This is a genomic window from Brucella sp. JSBI001, from assembly GCF_026014005.1.
Lineage (GTDB): Bacteria > Pseudomonadota > Alphaproteobacteria > Rhizobiales > Rhizobiaceae > Brucella > Brucella anthropi.
This window is the reverse complement of record NZ_CP110339.1, coordinates 3,681,270-3,701,630: the sequence shown is the minus strand read 5'-3', so window position 1 is coordinate 3,701,630 and position 20,361 is coordinate 3,681,270. Positions and strand designations below refer to the sequence as shown.

Sequence of the window (20,361 nt, the reverse complement as noted above, 5' to 3'; positions counted from 1 at the left end):
GTAAGAAAGCGTGATTTTCTTCAAGTCACGCAAATTATTATTTTAATTGTAACGGAGTATGGTCCGGGCAGCACGAGTTGGTGAACCCTCTGTATTTCCTGTCGCAATTTTAGCTATATCTATCCATATAGACGCAAAGAATTGCGAAATGGGCTGTGTTGAAATTCCGTTTAAACGGCCTGTATTCATTTTATTCAGCAGATTGGAACTCTCTTGAGCGCTTATCAAAAGACAATTGGTCGTGCGGTTACGCTTTCGGGCGTCGGCGTTCATGGCGGAGCTCCAGCTTCGGCGACGTTTTTCCCGGCCGATGCCGATACGGGAATCGTATTCCAGCGTTCAGATCTGAAGGGAAAGGCGCCGGAAGTACGGGCCCATGTTTCACAGATTGGCGCCACTGACCTCTGCACGTCGCTCGGACCGAAAGAATCCAAGATCGACACGGTTGAGCACCTGATGGCGGCGGTCGCCGCACTGGGCATTGATAACCTTGTCGTTGAAATCGACGGTCCTGAAGTTCCCATTCTCGACGGTACTTCTGCGCGTTTTATCGAAGCTTTCGATGAGGCGGGTGTTGTCACACAGGAAGCAAAACGACGCTTTATTCGCATTCTGAAAACGGTCCGCGTCGAAGCTGGCGGTTCCTGGGGTGAATTCCGCCCCTTCGCCGGTACGCGGTTTGAAGTTGAGATCGACTTCGAATGCCCGCTGATCGGTCGGCAGAAGTTTGCAGACGATGTGGACGAAGCGACCTTCCGCAAGGAGCTTTCCACCGCGCGGACTTTCGGTTTCATGAAGGATGTGGAACGCCTCTGGGCTTCCGGCCATGCGCTTGGCTCGTCGCTCGACAATTCGCTTGTCATTGGTGACGACAATTCTGTCATCAATCCGGGCGGGCTGCGTTTCAAGGACGAATTCGTTCGTCACAAGACGCTCGATGCCGTCGGCGATCTGGCACTTGCCGGTCTGCCGTTCATCGGCTGTTTCCGTTCCTACCGCAGTGGTCACAGGCTGAATGCGGAAACGGTGAAGGCGCTGCTGTCGGACAAGACGGCGTTCGATATTGTCGAGGCTTCCGGTGTTCGCCAGAACTCGAGAGCATCGGATTTCGTTGCTGTGAAGCCGAATATAGCGGCTCCATGGGCGCTCTAAATTTAGCCAAGAAATAGTATGTATCGGCGCATGGCCTTAATTGAGCCGTGTTCGCCGGTTCACCTCACAATTGAGTCGGTGCGCCGTTCTACGGTGGATTGATCGGGGAGCAACTACCCATACGGGTAGCCAATACCGGGGCCAATTCACACTGGTTACGCGTTTCGATACGCCGTCCGGCGGATTCAGACCACTAGACGATTGCCGATTTCGCCTGCATGTGGTTTATGGACGGCCAAAACAGCGTCAGCTATGTTCGTACATTCGCTGAAGCTGAATGATTTGTATGGATGGAGCTGCCGTGCAGTGCTAGAAGCACGCAACTCCAAACAGGAATGACGCTGTCAGAAGGCCGGAGACCGCATGACGAGTTTCAAATTCAAGGGTGTGACGAAAACCGCGCTGCTGACTGGCGCTATCGCCGTTCTTATCCCGCTCGCCGGTTGTGCCAGCAAGGACGACGACATCGATCTCACCAAGTATGTCGAGACGATTGATCCTGCCGACAAAACCTACAATGAAGGTCTCGCCAATCTGGACGCAGGTCGCCTTGATGAAGCTGCGAAGAAGTTCGCCGCCGTCGATCGCCAGCATCCCTACACGGAATGGGCACGCAAGTCGCTCGTGATGGCTGCCTTCACCAACTACCGCAAGGGCAATTACGAAGAAGCGATCTCGATGGCGAAGCGTTACAACACGCTTTACCCGACTTCGCCTGAATCGGCCTATGCCTATTACATCATCGGTCTTTCCTACTTCCGCCAGATTCCGGACGTGACCCGCGATCAGGCTGCAAGCCGTCGCGCAATCGCTGCGATGCAGGAAGTGGTCGATCGTTTCCCGGATTCCGAATATACGGATGATGCCAAGGCCAAGATCCGCTTCGCCCGCGACCAGCTCGCTGGCAAGGAAATGCAGGTTGGCCGCTATTATCTGGAACGCAAGGAATACCTTGCCTCTATCAAGCGCTTCCGCGGCGTTGTGGAGGAATATTCCAATACCCGTCAGGTGGAAGAAGCACTGGCTCGTCTCGTCGAAGCCTACTATGCGCTTGGCTTGACGTCGGAAGCCCAGATGGCCGCTTCGGTTCTCGGCAAGAACTATCCGGACAGTCCGTGGTACAAGGACAGCTACAAGCTTCTGCAGAGCGGTGGTCTTGAGCCACGCGAAAACGGTAATTCGTGGCTGGCCAAGGCTTCGTCGCTCATCACCGGCGGCGGCTCATAAGCTGATTCTCACATGCTGTCGCACCTGTCGATCCGCGATATTGTTCTGATTGAAAGGCTCGACATCGAGTTCAAAACAGGCTTGTCCGTACTTACCGGTGAAACCGGGGCGGGCAAGTCTATTTTGCTTGATTCGCTTTCACTGGCACTTGGCGCACGTGGCGACGCCTCGTTGGTGCGTCATGGTGCCGATCAAGGGCAGGTGACTGCAGTGTTCGATGTGCCGGGCGCGCATCCGGCTCGGATTTTTCTGCGTGACAACGGTTTTGACGATGATGGCGACATCATTCTGCGTCGCCTGCAGATGGGTGATGGTCGCACGCGCGTCTTCATCAACGATCAGGCGGCGAGCGTCGCGCTTCTTCGTGATCTCGGACGCAGGCTGGTGGAAATCCATGGCCAGCATGACGACCGCGCGCTGATCGATACCGATCTTCACCGTACATTGCTGGATGCTTTTGGCGGTCTCGAGCCAGAGGCCGCAGTGGTTCGCGAGCGTCACAAGGCTTGGCGCGATGCGGAAACAGCACTTGCCAAGCATCGTGCCCGCGTCGAGCAGGCCGAGCGTGAAGGCGATTACCTGCGGTCTTCAGTTGAAGAACTGACCAAGCTGGATCCGCAGCCCGGCGAGGAAGAAGAGCTCGCCGAGCGCCGCGCGATCATGATGAAATCCGAAAAGATCGCGGGTGATGTGAACGAAGCCGGTGAGTTACTGTCGGGGCAGGGATCACCTGTGCCGTCTCTGGCAAGCCTTGTGCGTCGTCTGGAGCGCAAGATCCCGGAAGCGCCGCATCTGCTGGAGCCGGTTTGCAAGGCAATTGACGAGGCGCTCAACAGTCTGGCTCTCGCGCAGGACGGTATAGATCATGCCATGCGCGAAATCGATTTCGATCCGCGCGTGCTGGAACAGGTTGAGGAGCGGCTTTTTGCTTTGCGCGCCGCCGCACGCAAATATTCTGTCGCAGTAGAGGGATTGCCTGCGCTGCGTGACAAGATGGATGCTGATCTTGCCGATCTGGATGCCGGAGCAGAAAAGCTGATCCAGCTTGAAAGTCAGGCGGCCGAAATGCGGGTGGCCTATGACACGGCGGCGGCCAAGCTTTCCAGTTTGCGTAAGGAAACAGCAGAGCATCTAAAGGTTGCAGTAATGACCGAATTGCCGGCGCTGAAGCTTGAGCGCGCCGAATTCATTGTCGAGATGACGACCGACGCGCAAGCACGGGCGGCTGAAGGCATCGATACTGTCGAGTACTGGGTGCGCACCAATCCGGGCACACGGGCCGGGCCGATGATGAAGGTCGCCTCGGGTGGCGAGCTTTCACGTTTCCTGTTGGCACTGAAGGTGGCGCTTGCGGATCGCGGTTCTGCTCCGACGCTCGTATTCGATGAAATCGATACCGGCGTGGGCGGTGCGGTGGCAGATGCCATCGGGCAGCGCCTTGCACGGCTTTCTGGTCGCGTACAGGTGCTTTCGGTCACACATGCGCCGCAGGTGGCAGCGCGTGCTTCCACGCATTTCCTGATTGCCAAGTCTGCGACCAATGAAGACCGTATGTCTACCTCGATCCGTTCCATCGGGGTGGATGAGCGGCAGGAAGAGATTGCCCGCATGCTGGCCGGTGCCAGCATTACCGACGAAGCGCGCGCAGCAGCAGAACGCCTGCTGGCTGAGAATTGAGCATTTCCAGCAAAAGTGCGAAGCGCCTACGCGGGGAAATCAGTCCACTGGACTGATTTCTGATCCCGCTTCGATGCGTCGGATAATGCGTACAAACAAAGAGATAGTGCGCTCGTCTCCTGACATGACGCTGTCAGGGGATATGCATGTTCGTAATGTCGGGCCGGTGTAGGCGCGATGCCATTTCTTGGTTATGTTGAGCAAAATTGAATCAGCAGGTTTTGCTCCGCTTATGACCGATACTCCCGTCGAAAAACTGACTGAACCTGAAGCCGCTTCAGAACTGGAACGGCTGGCGCGTGAAATTGCGCATCATGATGAGCTCTATCATGCCAATGACCGGCCAGAGATTTCGGATGCCGAGTATGATGCGCTGAAGCGGCGTAACGATGCGATTGAAGCGCGCTTCCCGCATCTGGTGCGGACAGACAGCCCGTCCTTGCGTGTTGGTACAGCACCTGTTTCCAAATTTGCGCAGGTTGTTCATGCACGCCCGATGCTTTCGCTCGGCAATGCGTTTTCAGACGATGACGTCCGCGATTTCGTGGGCAGTGTCTATCGCTTTCTGGGGCATCTGCCGGATAATTCCATCGCATTTACCGCTGAACCGAAGATCGACGGGCTTTCCATGTCGATCCGCTATGAGAATGGAATTCTGGTTAGCGGTGCGACGCGTGGTGACGGCACGACCGGCGAGAATGTGACGGCGAATATCCGCACCATTGCCGAAATTCCGAACCGGCTTCCGGCTGGAGCGCCTTCCGTCGTTGAAGTACGCGGTGAGGTCTATATGGCTAAAAGTGACTTCCTCGCGCTCAACGAACAGATGGCCGCTGAAGGCAAGCAGACCTATGTGAACCCGCGCAACACGGCAGCAGGTTCCCTGCGCCAGCTCGATGCCAAGGTGACGGCGAGCCGCAAGCTGAAATTCTTTGCCTATGCCTGGGGTGAGATGTCGGACATGCCTGCCGATACGCAGACGGGTATGGTCGAGGTTTTTCGCGAATGGGGTTTCCCGGTCAATCCGCTGACGAAGCGGCTTCACGGTGCAGATGAATTGCTTGCGCATTACCGTGCCATTGGCCTTGAGCGCGCTCAGCTCGACTACGACATTGACGGTGTCGTCTATAAGGTTGATCGGCTCGATCTGCAGACGCGGCTCGGTTTCCGCTCGCGCAGCCCACGATGGGCCATTGCGCACAAGTTTCCGGCAGAACAGGCTACGACGATCTTGCGCGGCATCGACATTCAGGTCGGGCGCACCGGCGCGCTGACGCCAGTGGCGCGGCTGGAGCCGATCACTGTCGGTGGCGTGGTCGTGACCAATGCGACGCTGCACAACGAGGACTATATCAAGGGTATCGGCCTCAAGGGTGAGCGTATTCGTGCTGATGAGCATGATATTCGCGTCGGCGATACGGTAATCGTGCAGCGCGCAGGTGATGTGATCCCGCAGATTGTCGATGTCGTGCTGGAGAAGCGCAAAGCCGATGCAACGCCGTTTGTGTTCCCGCATGAATGCCCGGTCTGTCACAGCCATGCTGTGCGTGAAGAGGGCGAGGCGGTCTATCGTTGCACCGGCGGCCTGACCTGTGCTGCGCAGGCGGTCGAGCGCATTCGTCATTTCGTATCGCGCAATGCGTTCGATATTGAAGGCCTTGGCGAGAAGCAGGTCGAGTTCTTCTTCCATGCAGAAGATGACAGCCTGAAGATCAAATCGCCTGCCGATATCTTCACGCTGCAAAAGCGACAGGCGGATTCGCCTCTCAAGAAACTGGAGAACATTGAAGGTTTCGGCGCGACTTCCGTGAAGAAGCTTTATGATGCGATCAATGATCGGCGCGAGATTGCCCTGCATCGCTTTCTGTTCGGCCTTGGTATCCGTCATGTTGGTGAGGTGAATGCCAAGCGCTTTGCGCGCGCCTATCTGTCTTATACCGCCTTTGAAAAAGCGGCTCTGGAAGCGGTTCCGCCAAAAGAAGGCGACCGCACCGACAAGGGTAACGACGCCTGGCAGGAATTGATTGCGGTTGAGGGCATCGGTTCCATCGTTGCAGAGGCAGTCGTGGATTTTTATGCGGAGCCGCATAACGTGCAAGTGTTGGCGGCTCTTCTCGCCGAAGTGACGCCGCTTGACGAGGAAGCACGTGTTGCCACCGGTTCGCCGGTCGAAGGCAAGACGGTGGTATTTACCGGCAGTCTGGAACGTATGTCGCGCGATGAGGCGAAAGCCATGGCCGAGCGCTATGGGGCAAAGACGGCTGGATCGGTTTCGAAAAAGACCGATCTTGTGGTGGCCGGACCGGGCGCTGGTTCCAAACTCGCCAAGGCGTCCGAGTTGGGTATCGAAGTCATCGATGAAGACGCCTGGTTCACACTGGTCGGAGAAGAATAATGGCCCCGTTCAGCGGTTTTGGTGAAAAAGCGATCCCGTTTCTGAAAGCTCTGGATTTTCACCAGAATCGCGAATGGTTCGTCGAGAACAAGGATCTTTTCGAGCAGCAATTGAAGGAACCGCTTGGCGATCTTGTCGAGGAACTGACAGGTCGTTTTGCAAAGGCCGGTCTGCCGTTCAAGGGCGACCGGGTGAAATCGCAGTTCCGTATCAAACGCGATACGCGGTTTTCCAAGGACAAGGCCCCCTATAACCGTCACCTGTCTGCGCTGCTGTCGCAATCGGGTACAAAATGGGACGAGAGCGGCTGCTTCTATGTCTGTATCGGCCTGCCGGGTGTTCGCGACTGCTACGCCTGTGTGGCTTGGTGGGGAGCGAGAAAAGAGCTGCTTCTGGCTATACGTACGGCCATTGCCGAGAAGCCGGAAGAATTCCGCGCCATGGTCGCGAAACTCAAGAAAAACGGTTTGAAAATCAGCGATTACGACCGGCTGAAACGCACGCCACGTGGTTTCGAGGCCGTCACTGATGATGATTTGCTGGAAGCAATTCGCAATCGGCATTTCTCGGTGCGGATGGAAATCGACCCTGAAACGATTACCCGTGCCGATCTGGCGGATCGTCTTGTCGACTTCACCGAACGGGCTCGTCCGCTCGTAGACTGGATGCACAAAATCGAAAAGACAGTTCCGCAACAATCATGATCGTTCATGAATGCATCAGCCGGATTTATGAGTGATGCGCAAATGCGGCATTCCTGTTTAATAGTATGATTTTTTGGGAAATCATATTCCAACAGGCCCCAGAATTTCCTAACTACTCTTCATTCGGAGGAGTGAATATTCGTGGATCAGACTTTTCGGCCCGTAAGGGCTTCAGCGCGCGCCGATATTATTGACGGTGTCCGGCGCGGACTTCCGCTTGTCGTTGCCGGCGCGCCCTTTGGCCTGCTGTTCGGTGCGCTTGCTGTCGATAACGGATTGTCGCTCGCCGAAGCGGTGTTCATGAGTTCCATCATCTATGCCGGTGCCAGCCAGATGGTCGGGCTAGATCTTTTCGGCCAGAACATTGCGCCGTGGATGATTGTCATGTCGATCTTCGCCGTCAATTTCCGGCACGTGCTTTACTCGGCGAGCACAGGTCGGCGTATCCGTCACTTCAAGCCATGGCAGAAGGCACTGGCCTTTTTCGTACTGGTAGACATCCAGTATGCGGAAGTTGAACAGCGAGCGGAAGCCGGTAAGCCGGTCACCTTCGTCTGGTATATGGCCATCGGGCTCACATTCTATCTGACCTGGGTTCTCGAAGCGCTGATTGGCGGGCTGTTCGGCAATCTGATCACGAATCCCTACGCCTTCGGCATCGACTTTCTGCTGCCGATCTATTTTCTCGGCATGGTGATGAGTTTCCGTCACCGACAGAACTGGCTGCCGGTCGTTATCGTCAGTGCGATTTCAGCCGTGGCGGCCTACAAGTTCGTGGGATCTCCGTGGCATGTATCGCTGGGCGCACTTGGCGGCATTGTTCTTGCGGCGATTATTGCCAAGCCACGCGAAGGGGAGGCGTAAATGTCCACCACAATCTGGATCATTCTTGCGGGCGCGCTCTGCACTTATCTCACCCGTATTGGTGGGCATCTGGTCCTGTCACGCTTCAGCCGTGTGCATTACCGGGTGGAAGCGGCGCTCAACGCCGTGCCTGCAGCCGTTCTGACGGCCATCGTGGCTGCGCCTGCTTCGGATCATGGCTGGCGGGAACTGCTCGTACTCGCGGTTTGCATCGTGCTTTCGTTGCGGCTCAGCATGATGACCATGTTCTTTGCTGGCGTAGCGCTTTTGATCGCGCTACGCCATTTCACGGTGTGAATGCATTATCAAAGCGGCGCGGTTGCCGCTTCAAGCCATTTGCGTTCAGCGTCCTTGAGGTGGCCTGAAAGCTTCTCGCGCACGCTGGCATGGTAGCTGTTCAGCCAGTCGATTTCCTCGTGCGTGAAAAGTGACTTGTCGATCAGGCGCCGGTCGATAGGGCAGAAAGTCAGTGTCTCGAAGCCCATCATCGGAATGTCGCCGCCTTCCGGCACTTCCGGTTCGGTGACGATGATGAGGTTTTCGATGCGGATGCCGAATGAACCGGGTTTGTAATAGCCCGGTTCATTGGAAAGGATCATGCCCGGCAGCAGTTCCTGCGCGCCCTTTTTCGAAATGCTCTGTGGGCCTTCGTGCACTGACAGGTAGGAGCCGACGCCATGACCGGTTCCGTGCGCATAGTCAAAACCATACTTCCATAGTGCGATGCGCGCCAGAACGTCGATATCCTGCCCGCGTGTGCCTTTCGGGAAACGCGCCGTCGTGATCGCAATCACACCTTTCAACACGAGCGTGAATGCCTTGATCGTCTCTGGCGTTACCTTGCCGATGGGGACGGTGCGGGTAATGTCGGTGGTGCCGTCGCGATATTGTGCGCCGGAATCGACCAGATAAAGCTCGCCATCTTCAAGCGTTCTGTTGGTGTCGGTATTGACGCGATAATGGATGATTGCGCCATTTGGCCCCGCACCGGAGATCGTGTCGAAGGATATGTCTTCCAGCGGCATTTGGAAGTCGCGCCCGGCATCGGCACGCGATTCTTCCAGCTTCTGCGCTGCGCTGATTTCATCGATTGTGCCGGGCTTCTGGCCGTCGACCCATGAGAGGAAATTGACCATAGCCACACCGTCGCGCTCATGGGCGGCGCGTGAGCCATCAAGTTCCGCCTTGTTCTTGATTGCGCGTGGAATACGGGCAGGGTCTTTGCCTTCGATCACACTGCCGCCTGCGCTGGTGACAACGAGGCGGAGCTGTTCAGCCGCAAGGGTCGGGTCGAGAAGAATAGCTTCTGCCTTGGCCGCGAGAGCACTGAGGTGCCCTTCCAGATCGCTCGGTGCCGAGAGCTTGGCGAGCTGGGTCAGATAGGCGCGTGGTTCGATGGCGAGCTTGCGTTCATCAATGAAAAGCTCTGGTTCGCCCTTTGCAGGGATAATGGCAAAGCTCAGCGGCAGTGGTGTGTTGGACACGTCTTTGCCGCGGATATTGAACACCCATGCAACTGATGACGGATCGGTCAGGACAGTTGCGCTGGCGCCGCTTGCGGCGACTGCCGCCTGCATTTCCTTGATCTTGTCTTCCGCTTCATGGCCGGAGAAGCGGGCAGGCTGGATCGTCACCTCTGCCGTTGGCACTTCAGGCTGATCGTTCCATACGGCGTCAACAAGATTGATTTCGACGGGAACGAGCTGACCGCCCTGATTTTCAAGCGCTTCGCGCAAGGCGCGGGCTTCGGAAATTGTATGGAGCCAGGGATCGAAGCCTATATTCAGGCCTTTGCCGTTTTCTGCCAGCCAGGAAGCCGGTGGATTTGTGACAAGGCTTTCATAGGAGAAGACCTTCGGGTCGGTCTGGGCGCGGACCTGCAGTTCATAACGTCCATCGACGAAGATATAGGCGCTGTTCTCGAGGATGAGCGCGGCACCAGCCGATCCGGTGAAGCCGGTCAGCCAGGCAAGGCGCTGCGCATGGGGCGGAACATATTCACCCTGATGCTCGTCTGCGCGAGGAACCAGAAATCCGTCAAGGCCAAGTTCGGCCATTTTCGCGCGCAGCTTCGCAACGCGTGGGCCGCCATTGGCCGGATTTGTGGTGACGTCGAAACTCTGAAAAGCCATAGGTTTAACTCGCTCAAAACAGGAATACGCCGTGGTTCAAACGGCCTGTTATTTCAGATGAATTGCTACCCAGCCTTCGCGATGCAGCGTCTTTTGGTGGGTGAGTCCCTGTGCCTGATAGGCAGCGAGCACTGCATCGTGTTGACTGTCAAGTATTCCGGAAAGAACAATGGAACCGCCGGATGCCAGATGCTCCTTGAGGGAAGGTGCCAGCTCGATAAGCGGATTGGCAAGAATGTTGGCGACGATCAGGTCGAATGGCGAATAGGAACGGAAGATCGGGTGACTGAAGCCTTCCGCCGTTGCCGTAACGATATGTTCTGCCACACCGTTCTTGGCGGCATTTTCTGCGGCGACGGTGACAGCGACAGGATCGATATCGGTAGCCAGTACAGGAATGGGAGCGAGCTTGGCTATGGCGATGGCAAGAACAGCGCTGCCGGTGCCAAGGTCGAGCGCATTGGTCGGATGTTCGCCGTTGACAGTTTCCTCGATCAGTTCAAGGCATCCTGCCGTCGTTCCGTGATGGCCGGTGCCGAAGGCAAGACCAGCATCGATTTCAATGGGGATGTCGCCTGCTTCGATCTTGTCGCGGTCGTGCGAGCCATGGACAAAGAAATGCCCGGCTCTGACAGGCTTCAGACCTTCCAGCGAATGCGTGACCCAGTCGATGTCAGGCAGTTCTTCGACGGAGAAAATGTCCGCACCGACCAACGCATCGATCCGCTTGGCGACATCTTCGGCATCGTCCTCGACATAGACCGACACCTCGAAAATCTGCCGGTCTTCATCGATTTCGGTGATAGCGATGGGGAAGCCGTCTTCCTCGAAAGTCTGTTCGAGAATGTTGTAGACGCGCTCGGCTTCCGCCTTATCCGCCGAAAAGAAAAGTCGTGACTGGGCCATGAAGTAATAAAGCTCTCTATCTTTGAGAGTCTGTACCAAAAGCCGACCTGTATGGCTGCAAATGGCAATTTTTCTGCGTTCCGGTGCTCATGTAGCTTTCTCGGGTGCATAGTCTTATCCGTAAAGTCTGCAACTTTTCGGGACCATGCTCAGAAGTACATTGCGTTCCGGTACTCGAAAATCACCATTTTCGCACATACATGCCGCTTTTTGATTCAGGCTCTGACGCATTTCCGATGGAAATGCTTCGTAGATTCTATTTAGCTCTTTGCAGCGCCTTTGGCCAGATTCTTCAACTTTTCCAGAGCCGTATCCGGGTTTTCCTGATAGGCGATTGTGCTGCGGAAGCGACCGCCTTTGTCGAGCAGAAATACCGATGCTGTATGATCCATCGTATATTCGCCGTCTTCGCCCGGAACCTTCTTGGCATAGACGTGGTAGGATTTGACCATATCAGCAATATTCTGTGGTGTACCGGTGATGCCAATGATGCGGTCGGAAACGTTGCCGACATAGGTCTTCATGACTTCCTGCGTGTCGCGTTCCGGATCAACGGTGATGAAATAAGCCTTGATGTCACTGGCTTCCGGCCCAAGCTGCTTCAGCCAGCCATCAAGCTCATAGAGCGTGGTGGGACAGACGTCCGGGCAATGGGTGAAGCCGAAAAAGATTGCTGCTGGCGCAGCGCGCAGGTCGTTCTCGGTGAAAGGCGTGCCATCCATGGTCACAAGGTTAAGCGGACCGCCGAAGGGTTCTTTAGCCGCTTCCTTGTCTCGGAAAAGATTGAGACCCGCAGCGCCGACGATAACGACGATGAAGGCGATGATGAAGATGGGCAGGAATTTTTTCATGTCCAGTCAGCCTTGAATTTCCGAACGCGCCTTGATGCGCTGATCAACAATCTATCTTTTCTTTATGCGTTGCAGAACGGTCGATATAGCCGCATCCTGCATCATGAAGAGCATGGCGGTAATGTACGGCCATTTGCTCAATTTTCAATAATTTCTGAAACTTTTGACTATTTGTCGCGCGGTGGAAATGGCTCTTCGCACAGTTTGGCTCCTGTCTCATTCGCGTGACCAAAGTTGAACAGCTTCTTCGTTCTTTCTTTTTGCAAGGTTGATCGAACTGATATATTTCGGTCATAAAATTGCAATTTCTTGTGAGAGCAATATTGGAAGTCGATTACGTAATCGCTTGGGTTGACGGGCAGGATCCCGCGCATACGGCTGCCAGAAAAAGGTTCGCGCCAAATTCTGATCGCACGCATTTCGAAGCCGTTACAAACGAACGTTATCTCGATAATGGCGAGATTTATTATAACATCGCTTCCGTCATCAAATTCGCCCCGTTCATCAAGCGCATTTTCATCATCACCGATCATCAGAAGCCACGTTTCCTCGATGCATTCAAGCATGAGGGCAAATGTGATGCTTCTTTTATTCAGATCGTATCACATGATGATATTTTTGATGGTTTGCCGGCTGCTCGCCCTTCGTTCAACGCCCGCGCTATTGAAGGTGCGATGTGGCGGATACCCGGGCTGTCGGAGCATTTTATTTATTCCAACGACGATTTCTTCGTGAATGCTCCGCTGACAGTATCCGATCTTTATGAGAACGAGCGCCCTGTTCTTCATGGCGATTGGGTGCGGCCTGAAAACACCCGCTGGAAGTACAAGCTGCGCCATTTGCTTGGCAAGATATCGCGGTATGAATATACGTTTCCGAAATTCCGCATGGCGCAATGGAAAGGCGCTGTCACTGCTGGCATGAAGGATCGATTCATGTCGATCCATCATCACCCACATCCGTTGCGGCGCAACACGCTGGCGGCTTTTTTCACCGAGAAACCCGGCGTTCTGAATAAGCAGGTCAGTTTCCGATATCGCGATATCGAACAGTTCAATACGGTTGCTCTCGCCAATCATCTGGAGATTTTGCGGCACAAAGCTTCTGTTCGTCCGGCGAGAGAACTGGCTTATCTGGATTTTGTCCAGGAAAAACATTGGGCGGAAGAACTTGAGGCGATCGAGGCCGGTTCAGCGCCCTTCGGCTGCGTGCAGGGTTTTGAGCGTTTCGATCCCGCATTTCGAGCCCAAATTCACCAGACCCTCATTGCGAAGTTTGACGATGTTCTGCCGAATGTTATCAAGGATTATCTTTCCGGCGAGCAAGATAGTTCGCAGGAAGCGGCTTAAGCAGTTCGTTCCAGAGCTGACTGCGCTGCAGGGAAGCTTGAGGTGAGTTTGCAATGATGTCGTCAGATGATCTCCGTTTCCAGAACAGTGAACCCCGCATTCATTCGACGGCTCAACTGAAATCCGTCAAGCTGGGACGGTATGCCGATATTGGCGAGCGTGTGATTCTTCGTGAAGTCATGGTCGGCGACTTCACTTATTTCGAGCGGAACGGCGAGGGAATCTATGCCGAGATCGGCAAGTTCTGTTCTATTGCCGCGAATGTTCGCATCAATGCGCTCGAACACCCGATGGAGCGGCTCACGACTCATAAAGTCAGTTATCGACCGAATGAGTATTTTCGTTATCTGGGCGTTGATGGCGAGTTCCGGGCAAGGCGTCAGGAGCAGCGCGTGATCATCGGCAACGATGTATGGATCGGCCACGGCGCGGTCATCACACCGGGCGTTCAGATTGGCCACGGTGCCGTGATTGGTGCGAATGCGGTCGTGACGAAGAATGTGCCACCCTATCATGTGGTCGGCGGTGTTCCCGCTCGTTTCATCCGCAAACGCTTCGATAATGCTGTCATAGACCGACTGCTCGAACTCGAATGGTGGAACTGGTCGGTGGAAAAGCTCTATGAAGCGGTTCCAGACATCCAGACGCTCGAAATCGAGGCGTTTCTGGAAAAGTGGAGCAGCTGAATTCCGGCTCTTGCAAAGCCGCAATTGTTTACCCACCTTGGCATCACAACAGTTCTGGAGGCTGGAAGATATGGTCGGACTGAAGCGTTTTGCCGGGTTGTTGCTTGCTCCCATGCTGGTCGTTGCGGCTTCGGCCGCTCCGGCCGAAGAAGTTGGCAAGGTTGGCGTCGACTGGCTTGGAAACGATATTGTCATCGATGCGGTACAGGACCCGAAAGTGCAGGGCGTAACCTGTCATCTGGCGTCGTTTTCGCGCGGCATGATCGACCGGCTGCAAAAAGGCAACTGGTTCGAGGACCCGTCCAATGCTTCCATCTCTTGCGAGCAGACAGGGCCGATCACTATCGCAGATATCGATCTCGGTAAGGGCGGGGAACGGGTGTTCTCCGAGCGTACAAGCTTGATCTGGAAGAAGCTTGTCATCACGCGCATATACGACAAGACAAACAATACTCTGCTCTATCTCGCCCATGCGACACAGGTTCAGGATGGTTCAGCGAAAACGTCGCTTTCAACCGTGCCGCTTTACAAGGGTGATGTAACATGGGCGAAGGGCAAGCCGGAATAATCCGGCTGCCCTGATCCTTCATCTGTGATGGAAACTAGATCGGCTGGACGAAACTATCGAGAACGCGCTTCTGTCCGGCCTTGTCGAAATCGATGGTCAGCTTGTTGCCGTCAATAAGCGAGATCGTTCCGTTGCCGAACTTGATATGGAACACGCGGTCGCCCGCCTTGAAGGCCGATGGCTTGTCGGCCACTGACTTGGCCACCAGTTCACCGTCAATCGTGCGTCCCTTGATGGAGCCACGACCAGCTCCAAAACCGGAATCGGTCTCGCCATAGCCGATGCGTTCCACTTTGCTGCCCGAACGAGAACCCCAGTTGTTACGGGTGGCATCGGAGCGATTCTGCTGCGCGCGCTGCCAGCCGGGTGTCGAATAGGAATTCTGGAATGGATCAGCCTTGTCGAAGCGGGACTGTCCATAGCCACCGCCGTAACCGCCGTAATTGCCTTCCAGTTCGGCCACTTCCACATGCGCTTCCGGTAGTTCTTCCAGAAAACGGGAAGGAATGGTCGATTGCCACATGCCGTGGATGCGTCGGTTGGAAACGAACCAGATATGCAGGTTTTTCTTGGCGCGGGTCACGCCGACATAGGCGAGGCGGCGCTCTTCCTCAAGGCCGGAACGCCCGCCTTCATCAAGCGCGCGCTGGTGTGGAAACAAGCCTTCTTCCCAGCCGGGAAGGAAGACGGTTTCAAATTCCAGACCTTTGGCCGAATGCAGCGTCATGATGTTGACGGCATCCAGATCCTCATTCTGCTCGGCGTCCATCACGAGTGCAACGTGCTCAAGGAAACCGCGCAAGCTTTCATATTCCTCCATGGAACGGATCAGTTCCTTGAGGTTTTCAAGCCGGCCCGGTGCTTCTGCTGATTTGTCGTTCTGCCACATGCCCGTATAGCCGGATTCATCAAGGATGGTTTCGGCCAGTTCGGTATGCGGCGTGTTGTCGATCAGGGACTGCCAGCGCAGGAAGTTCTCGACCACTTCGCGCAGTGCGGAACGTGGCTTCGGCTTCAATTCCTCGGTTTCAATGAGATCGCAGGCCGCAGAAAACATCGAAATATCGCGTGCGCGGGCATAATCATGGATCTGGCGGATGGCGGCTTCACCCAGACCACGCTTCGGCGTGTTGATGATGCGCTCCAGCGCCAGATCGTCGGCCGGTTGTGCAACGACACGCAGATAGGCCATCGCATCACGGATTTCGAGCCGCTCGTAGAAGCGCGGGCCGCCGATGACGCGGTAGTTGAGACCGAGTGTGACAAAACGGTCTTCGAATTCACGCATCTGGAAAGAAGCGCGGACGAGGATCGCCATGTTGTTGAGGAGATGCCCCTGACGCTGGGCCTGCTCAATGGCTTCGCCGACAGCACGGGCTTCCTCTTCCGAGTCCCAGGCCGCATGAACTTTGACCCGTGGATCGTCCGGATTGGGTGCTTCGGTAAACAGCGTTTTGCCAAGGCGACCCTCGTTATGTGCGATCAGGTGGGCGGCTGCACCGAGGATATGCGCTGTGGAGCGGTAATTGCGCTCAAGCTTGATGACGACTGCGCCCGGAAAATCCTTTTCGAAGCGAAGAATATTGTCCACTTCTGCTCCGCGCCAGCCGTAAATCGACTGATCGTCGTCGCCGACGCAACACAGATTGACTTTATCTCCGCTCACGCCGAATTCGCTGCGCTCATCGGTCCTGCGGGAGGCTTCGGATGCCTTGGCGGGCTGTACCGGCGAGCCTCCGGCCCGCGTTGGCGCTGTCGTTCGTGATTTTGGTCGTTGCGCCAGCAGACGCAGCCACAAATATTGCGCCGTATTCGTATCCTGATATTCATCCACCAGAATGTAGCGGAATTTCGCGTGATATTCGCGCAGGATATCCGGATGATTGCGGAAGATACGGATCGGATGCAGCAGAAGATCGCCGAAATCGCAGGCGTTCAATGTGCGCAGGCGTTCCTGATAGGCCTGATAAAGCTCGCGTCCGCGACCATTGCCGAACGAGCGTGCATCGCCTTCTGGAATATCGGATGGTCCGAATCCCTTGTTCTTCCAGCCATCGATCATGTTGGCGAAGGTGCGGGCAGGCCAGCGCTTGTCATCGAGGCCTTCAGCCTGAATGAGTTGCTTGATGAGGCGGATCACGTCATCAGTGTCGAGGATGGTGAAATCCGATGTCAGATTTGCAAGTTCCGCATGGCGGCGCAAAAGCTTAACACCGATCGAGTGGAACGTGCCGAGCCACGGCATGCCTTCGACTGCGCCGCCGACCAGATGACCGATACGCTCCTTCATTTCGCGCGCGGCCTTGTTCGTGAAAGTCACGGCGAGAATCTGGCTTGGATAGGCAAGGCCGGTGGTCAGAATATGTGCGATACGCGTTGTCAGAACGCGCGTTTTTCCCGTGCCCGCACCGGCAAGCACCAGAACAGGACCCTCTGTCGTCAGGACAGCCTGACGCTGTTCCGGGTTCAGCCCTTTTAGGTAATCGGGTTCGCCACGCTGCTGGTTGCGTGCTGCCATGGCACGTGCGGCAATGCCACCGGGAGCAGGCGTGCGGCCTGCCGGAGCGTCGTCATCGCCGAAAAACGGCATATCGTCGGGAAAGTCAGACATTTGACCCGAATGTAATGATTCGCGGCTGAAAGACCAGCGAAAGGGTTAAAATATTCGACTACTCTAATTGAGTAACGCGACGATCCGTAAAGTTCAGGCGATGCGAGGCCAGTGCTTCAACCAGTCCACGCAGTTCCGGTTCACGCTGCAGAAGATCATCGAGCTCCGTCATCTGGTTCATTGCGATTAGCCGCAGAATGTCGTCTCGGATGGTCCCATCGGCGCGCCGCGGCAGATGCGCAACCGGCTGGATCAGTTCAACCTTTTGGCCTTTGAGCCTTGCACGCAGACTTTTCTCATCGGCGTTCAGTGTTTCCACAAAAGCGTAGATGCCGACGCCCTTGGCTGGCAGTGAATAGAGCGCGAGCGCTACATCGGTCACGCGTGGATCGGATTTGAGGGCAGCCTGAATTGCAGGGCCTTCATTGTCGATCCGGTCACCAGTGCCTTCACCGTCCGACCAGCTGAAAATGCCGCGAGTGATGAAGTTGTAGACTTTCTTGCCTGTCGCCAGCCAGATGCGCGACGGCAGAGAACGGCGCGCCAGAATGCGCTTTTCCGTCGGTGTCATCAGGTCTTTTGCGAAAGCACGCTTCTGCTTGATGAGATGGCGGAAGTCTTCATAGGCCATCAGGCGATAGAGCGCGCCACGACGACGATGAACGCTTGCAAGCTGGAAATCGATGACCGCTGCTTCACCTTCGGGTGTCATCAGCCAGTTTTGCGGTTTGGCGAGGTCGTTGTGGGTGACACCAAGACGACGCATATCGCGCAGGATGCGGTGCGCGGTGCGATACCATTTCGGATCGGAAGGCCGCGCAAGATGCAGCGGTGTGCCTTCCGTCCAGGATCGATACAGCCCGTCCTTGTCGATGGCGAGGAGCTGTGGGACACCTTCGATGCCGCGTACCGTCTTGAGGCCGCGGATTTCGCGCCGGGCCAATATCCATGCCAGCGGCTTCGACCACCATGGAGCAGCGCTTACGACGCGCCGAATGATGCGGGTCTCGGGGTTGCCTATGAAATAACCGGCATGCGTTTCCGAGAACACGTCGCGCTTGAATACGGCGGTTTCGACAAATTCCGGTATTTGATCGCCTTTCAGAGGCACATCTATATTGGGGTTCTGAACCATAGGGCTCCACTAGTGGATTGCATCCGATCAATCAAGTTTGATGGCGGACAACCCTTATTGCAATCACGTGATCGAAGGCGCACAAGGAACGCACAGATTTCGTGCAGCTCATCGGGGAAATGCAGAGAATGGCACAGGGCGACGACAGCAAGCAGGCGATTGCGCAGATCATTCGGCAGGAACAGGCGCTTATTTTTCCGTCATTTGACGAGAATGAAGCATTCGCGCTTGGTCATCGCATTCGCGATATCGCCGTGAAGGAAAAGCTCGGCATTGCCACCGAAATTTCCCTGTGGGACCGGCAATTGTTTTATGCGACGACCGCCGGAAGCACAGTGGACAATCAGGAATGGTTGCGCCGTAAGTTCAATGTCGTGCGCCGCTTTCATGCTTCGACCTATCGTCTTGTTCTGGAGCAGAATCGCGACGATCGCATGTTTGCTCTCCATAAAGCATTGAATGTCGAAGATTACGCGCTGGCGGGCGGCGGATTTCCGATCCGCGTTGCAGGGGCAGGCGTGATCGGCGCCGTAATCGTATCGGGGCTGCCGCAGCGCGAGGACCATAATCTGGTGATCCGCGCCGTTGCCGAGCATCTTGGACAAGACCCGGTCGCATTGGCGTTGCCTGTCGTTTGACTATGAATTTCGGAGAATGAACGATGTCGCTTGAAAATGTTGTTGCGCTTGCACGCAATGAGGACGGTATTGCCGCAGCAGTGGGTATTCTCAAGCAGCGTTTCGGTGAGCGTGCGCAGACCGGTCAGGCTATCCGCGAACAACACGGTCACACGACGACCTATGTGCCGACGCAGGCGCCGGACATCGTCATCTTTGCCCAGACCGCACAGGAGGTGCAGGATGTAGTCCGCATCTGTGCTGAACATCGCGTTCCGGTTATCGCCTTCGGTGCCGGTTCGTCGCTCGAAGGGCAGGTGAACGCGCCCGCTGGTGGTGTCTCTCTTGACCTTACGCGCATGAACAGGGTGATTGCCGTACATGCGGAAGATCTGGATTGCGTGGTGGAACCGGGTATTACGCGCCGGGAATTGAATGAATATCTGCGCGATACCGGACTGTTCTTTCCAATTGATCCGGGCGCCAATGCCACACTGGGCGGTATGGCTTCCACCCGTGCGTCCGGTACGAATGCGGTGCGTTATGGGACTATGCGTGAGAACGTGCTGGCTCTGAAAGCCGTGATGCCGGATGGACGGCTGATCGAGACCTCCAAACGCGTGAAGAAGACGGCTGCGGGTTACGATCTCACGAGGCTGCTTGTCGGAGCCGAGGGAACACTTGGCATCATCACCGAGCTGACATTGAAACTGCAGGGGATTCCGCAGGCAATTTCCGGCGGTATCTGTCCTTTCCCGGATGTGGCTTCGGCTTGCCGCACGGTGATCGAAACCATCCAGATGGGTATCCCCGTTGCACGTATCGAGCTTGTAAACACGCTTCAGATGCAGGCGTTGATCCTCCACTCCAAACTGCCTTATGAGGCGCAGCCCTATCTGTTTGTCGAGTTCCACGGCACGGAAAGCGGCGTTGCCGAACAGGCGGAATTGTTTGGAGAAATTGCTGCAGGCAATGGTGGTGGCAATTTCCAGTGGACCCACGATGCCGAGGAACGCGACCGGCTATGGCGGGCGCGTCACGACGCCTATCTTGCATCTTTTTTGCTGAGGCCCGGTTGCAAGGGTGTTTCCACTGATGTCTGCGTACCGATTTCGCGTCTGGCCGATTGCATCGGCGAGACGGAAAAAGACCTTGCCGAAACAGGCCTGATAGCACCAATTGTCGGGCATGTGGGGGATGGTAATTTCCATCTTCTCCTGCTTTTGGACACGGATGATATGAGCGAAATGGAGCGTGCCGAAGCATTCATGGACCGATTGGCAAAACGTGCCATTGCCATGGAGGGAACCTGCACCGGCGAACATGGCATCGGGCAAGGCAAGATGAAGTATCTGGCCATGGAGCTGGGTGAAGCCACGGACTACATGCGGGCCATCAAGAAAGCGCTTGATCCAGACAACATCATGAATCCGGGCAAAATACTGATTTCCTGATTCAATTCAGCTGTTTGGGCGGGTTTGCCAAGA

18 protein-coding genes are annotated in these 20,361 nt (G+C 55.7%); 12 read left to right on the top strand and 6 right to left on the bottom strand.

Annotation, left to right across the window (positions count from 1 at the left end; translation table 11 throughout):
• Positions 1-213 precede the first annotated feature (213 nt).
• The 7 genes from lpxC (at position 214) to LJ361_RS17520 (ending at position 8,316) form a co-directional block, all read left to right on the top strand.
• Positions 214-1,152 carry a UDP-3-O-acyl-N-acetylglucosamine deacetylase gene (gene lpxC / locus LJ361_RS17550; RefSeq protein WP_010659736.1) on the top strand — a complete coding sequence of 313 codons (939 nt, stop codon included), beginning with the start codon at positions 214-216 and terminating at the stop codon, positions 1,150-1,152.
• A gap of 363 nt (positions 1,153-1,515) precedes the next feature.
• Positions 1,516-2,379 carry an outer membrane protein assembly factor BamD gene (locus LJ361_RS17545; protein ID WP_010659737.1) on the top strand — a complete coding sequence of 288 codons (864 nt, stop codon included), beginning with the start codon at positions 1,516-1,518 and terminating at the stop codon, positions 2,377-2,379.
• Positions 2,380-2,391: 12 nt separating this feature from the next.
• Complete coding sequence (gene recN / locus LJ361_RS17540; protein ID WP_010659738.1) at positions 2,392-4,056, top strand: DNA repair protein RecN; 1,665 nt, start codon at positions 2,392-2,394, stop codon at positions 4,054-4,056.
• A gap of 232 nt (positions 4,057-4,288) precedes the next feature.
• Positions 4,289-6,451, top strand: a complete 2,163-nt coding sequence (gene ligA, locus LJ361_RS17535; protein ID WP_010659739.1) for an NAD-dependent DNA ligase LigA — start codon at positions 4,289-4,291, stop codon at positions 6,449-6,451.
• A complete protein-coding gene (locus LJ361_RS17530; protein ID WP_010659740.1) occupies positions 6,451-7,155 on the top strand; it encodes a DUF2461 domain-containing protein in 705 nt (234 codons plus the stop codon). The genes ligA and LJ361_RS17530 overlap by 1 nt, the downstream gene beginning before the upstream one ends.
• A 141-nt stretch (positions 7,156-7,296) precedes the next feature.
• On the top strand, positions 7,297-8,019 hold the full coding sequence (locus LJ361_RS17525) for an AzlC family ABC transporter permease (RefSeq protein ID WP_010659741.1): 723 nt from the start codon (positions 7,297-7,299) through the stop codon (positions 8,017-8,019).
• A complete protein-coding gene (locus LJ361_RS17520; RefSeq protein ID WP_010659742.1) occupies positions 8,020-8,316 on the top strand; it encodes an AzlD family protein in 297 nt (98 codons plus the stop codon).
• Positions 8,317-8,324: 8 nt separating this feature from the next.
• Here LJ361_RS17520 and LJ361_RS17515 read toward each other — a convergent pair whose 3' ends face one another.
• The 4 genes from LJ361_RS17515 to LJ361_RS17500 form a co-directional block, all read right to left on the bottom strand.
• A complete protein-coding gene (locus LJ361_RS17515) occupies positions 8,325-10,151 on the bottom strand; it encodes an aminopeptidase P family protein (protein ID WP_010659743.1) in 1,827 nt (608 codons plus the stop codon).
• 48 nt (positions 10,152-10,199) lie between these two features.
• Positions 10,200-11,057, bottom strand: a complete 858-nt coding sequence (locus LJ361_RS17510) for a 50S ribosomal protein L11 methyltransferase (protein WP_010659744.1) — start codon at positions 11,055-11,057, stop codon at positions 10,200-10,202.
• A gap of 260 nt (positions 11,058-11,317) precedes the next feature.
• Entirely contained in the window at positions 11,318-11,908 is a 591-nt protein-coding gene (locus LJ361_RS17505; protein ID WP_010659745.1) for an SCO family protein, read from the bottom strand.
• Positions 11,909-12,075: 167 nt separating this feature from the next.
• Entirely contained in the window at positions 12,076-12,441 is a 366-nt protein-coding gene (locus tag LJ361_RS17500; RefSeq protein ID WP_226622316.1) for a hypothetical protein, read from the bottom strand.
• Between LJ361_RS17500 and LJ361_RS17495 the strand changes: the two genes are divergently transcribed.
• From LJ361_RS17495 to LJ361_RS17485, 3 genes are all read left to right on the top strand, one after another.
• Entirely contained in the window at positions 12,370-13,257 is an 888-nt protein-coding gene (locus LJ361_RS17495; protein WP_226622288.1) for a hypothetical protein, read from the top strand. The genes LJ361_RS17500 and LJ361_RS17495 overlap by 72 nt on opposite strands.
• 53 nt (positions 13,258-13,310) lie before the next feature.
• Positions 13,311-13,943 carry a DapH/DapD/GlmU-related protein gene (locus LJ361_RS17490; RefSeq protein ID WP_010659747.1) on the top strand — a complete coding sequence of 211 codons (633 nt, stop codon included), beginning with the start codon at positions 13,311-13,313 and terminating at the stop codon, positions 13,941-13,943.
• Positions 13,944-14,013: 70 nt separating this feature from the next.
• Positions 14,014-14,511, top strand: a complete 498-nt coding sequence (locus tag LJ361_RS17485; protein ID WP_010659748.1) for a CreA family protein — start codon at positions 14,014-14,016, stop codon at positions 14,509-14,511.
• 34 nt (positions 14,512-14,545) lie between these two features.
• Here the strand turns inward: LJ361_RS17485 and LJ361_RS17480 are convergent, their stop codons facing one another.
• On the bottom strand, positions 14,546-17,122 hold the full coding sequence (locus tag LJ361_RS17480; protein WP_010659749.1) for an ATP-dependent helicase: 2,577 nt from the start codon (positions 17,120-17,122) through the stop codon (positions 14,546-14,548).
• A 58-nt stretch (positions 17,123-17,180) separates the two neighbouring features.
• Positions 17,181-18,257, bottom strand: a complete 1,077-nt coding sequence (locus LJ361_RS17475) for a serine/threonine protein kinase (RefSeq protein ID WP_010659750.1) — start codon at positions 18,255-18,257, stop codon at positions 17,181-17,183.
• Between the two features lie 128 nt (positions 18,258-18,385).
• On the opposite strand from LJ361_RS17475, the gene LJ361_RS17470 reads away from it, so the two are divergent.
• The gene (locus tag LJ361_RS17470; RefSeq protein ID WP_010659751.1) at positions 18,386-18,895 is read left to right on the top strand and encodes a heme-degrading domain-containing protein; all 510 of its coding nucleotides are present in this window, start codon (positions 18,386-18,388) and stop codon (positions 18,893-18,895) included.
• 23 nt (positions 18,896-18,918) lie between these two features.
• On the top strand, positions 18,919-20,328 hold the full coding sequence (locus LJ361_RS17465; protein WP_010659752.1) for an FAD-binding oxidoreductase: 1,410 nt from the start codon (positions 18,919-18,921) through the stop codon (positions 20,326-20,328).
• Positions 20,329-20,361 lie beyond the last annotated feature (33 nt).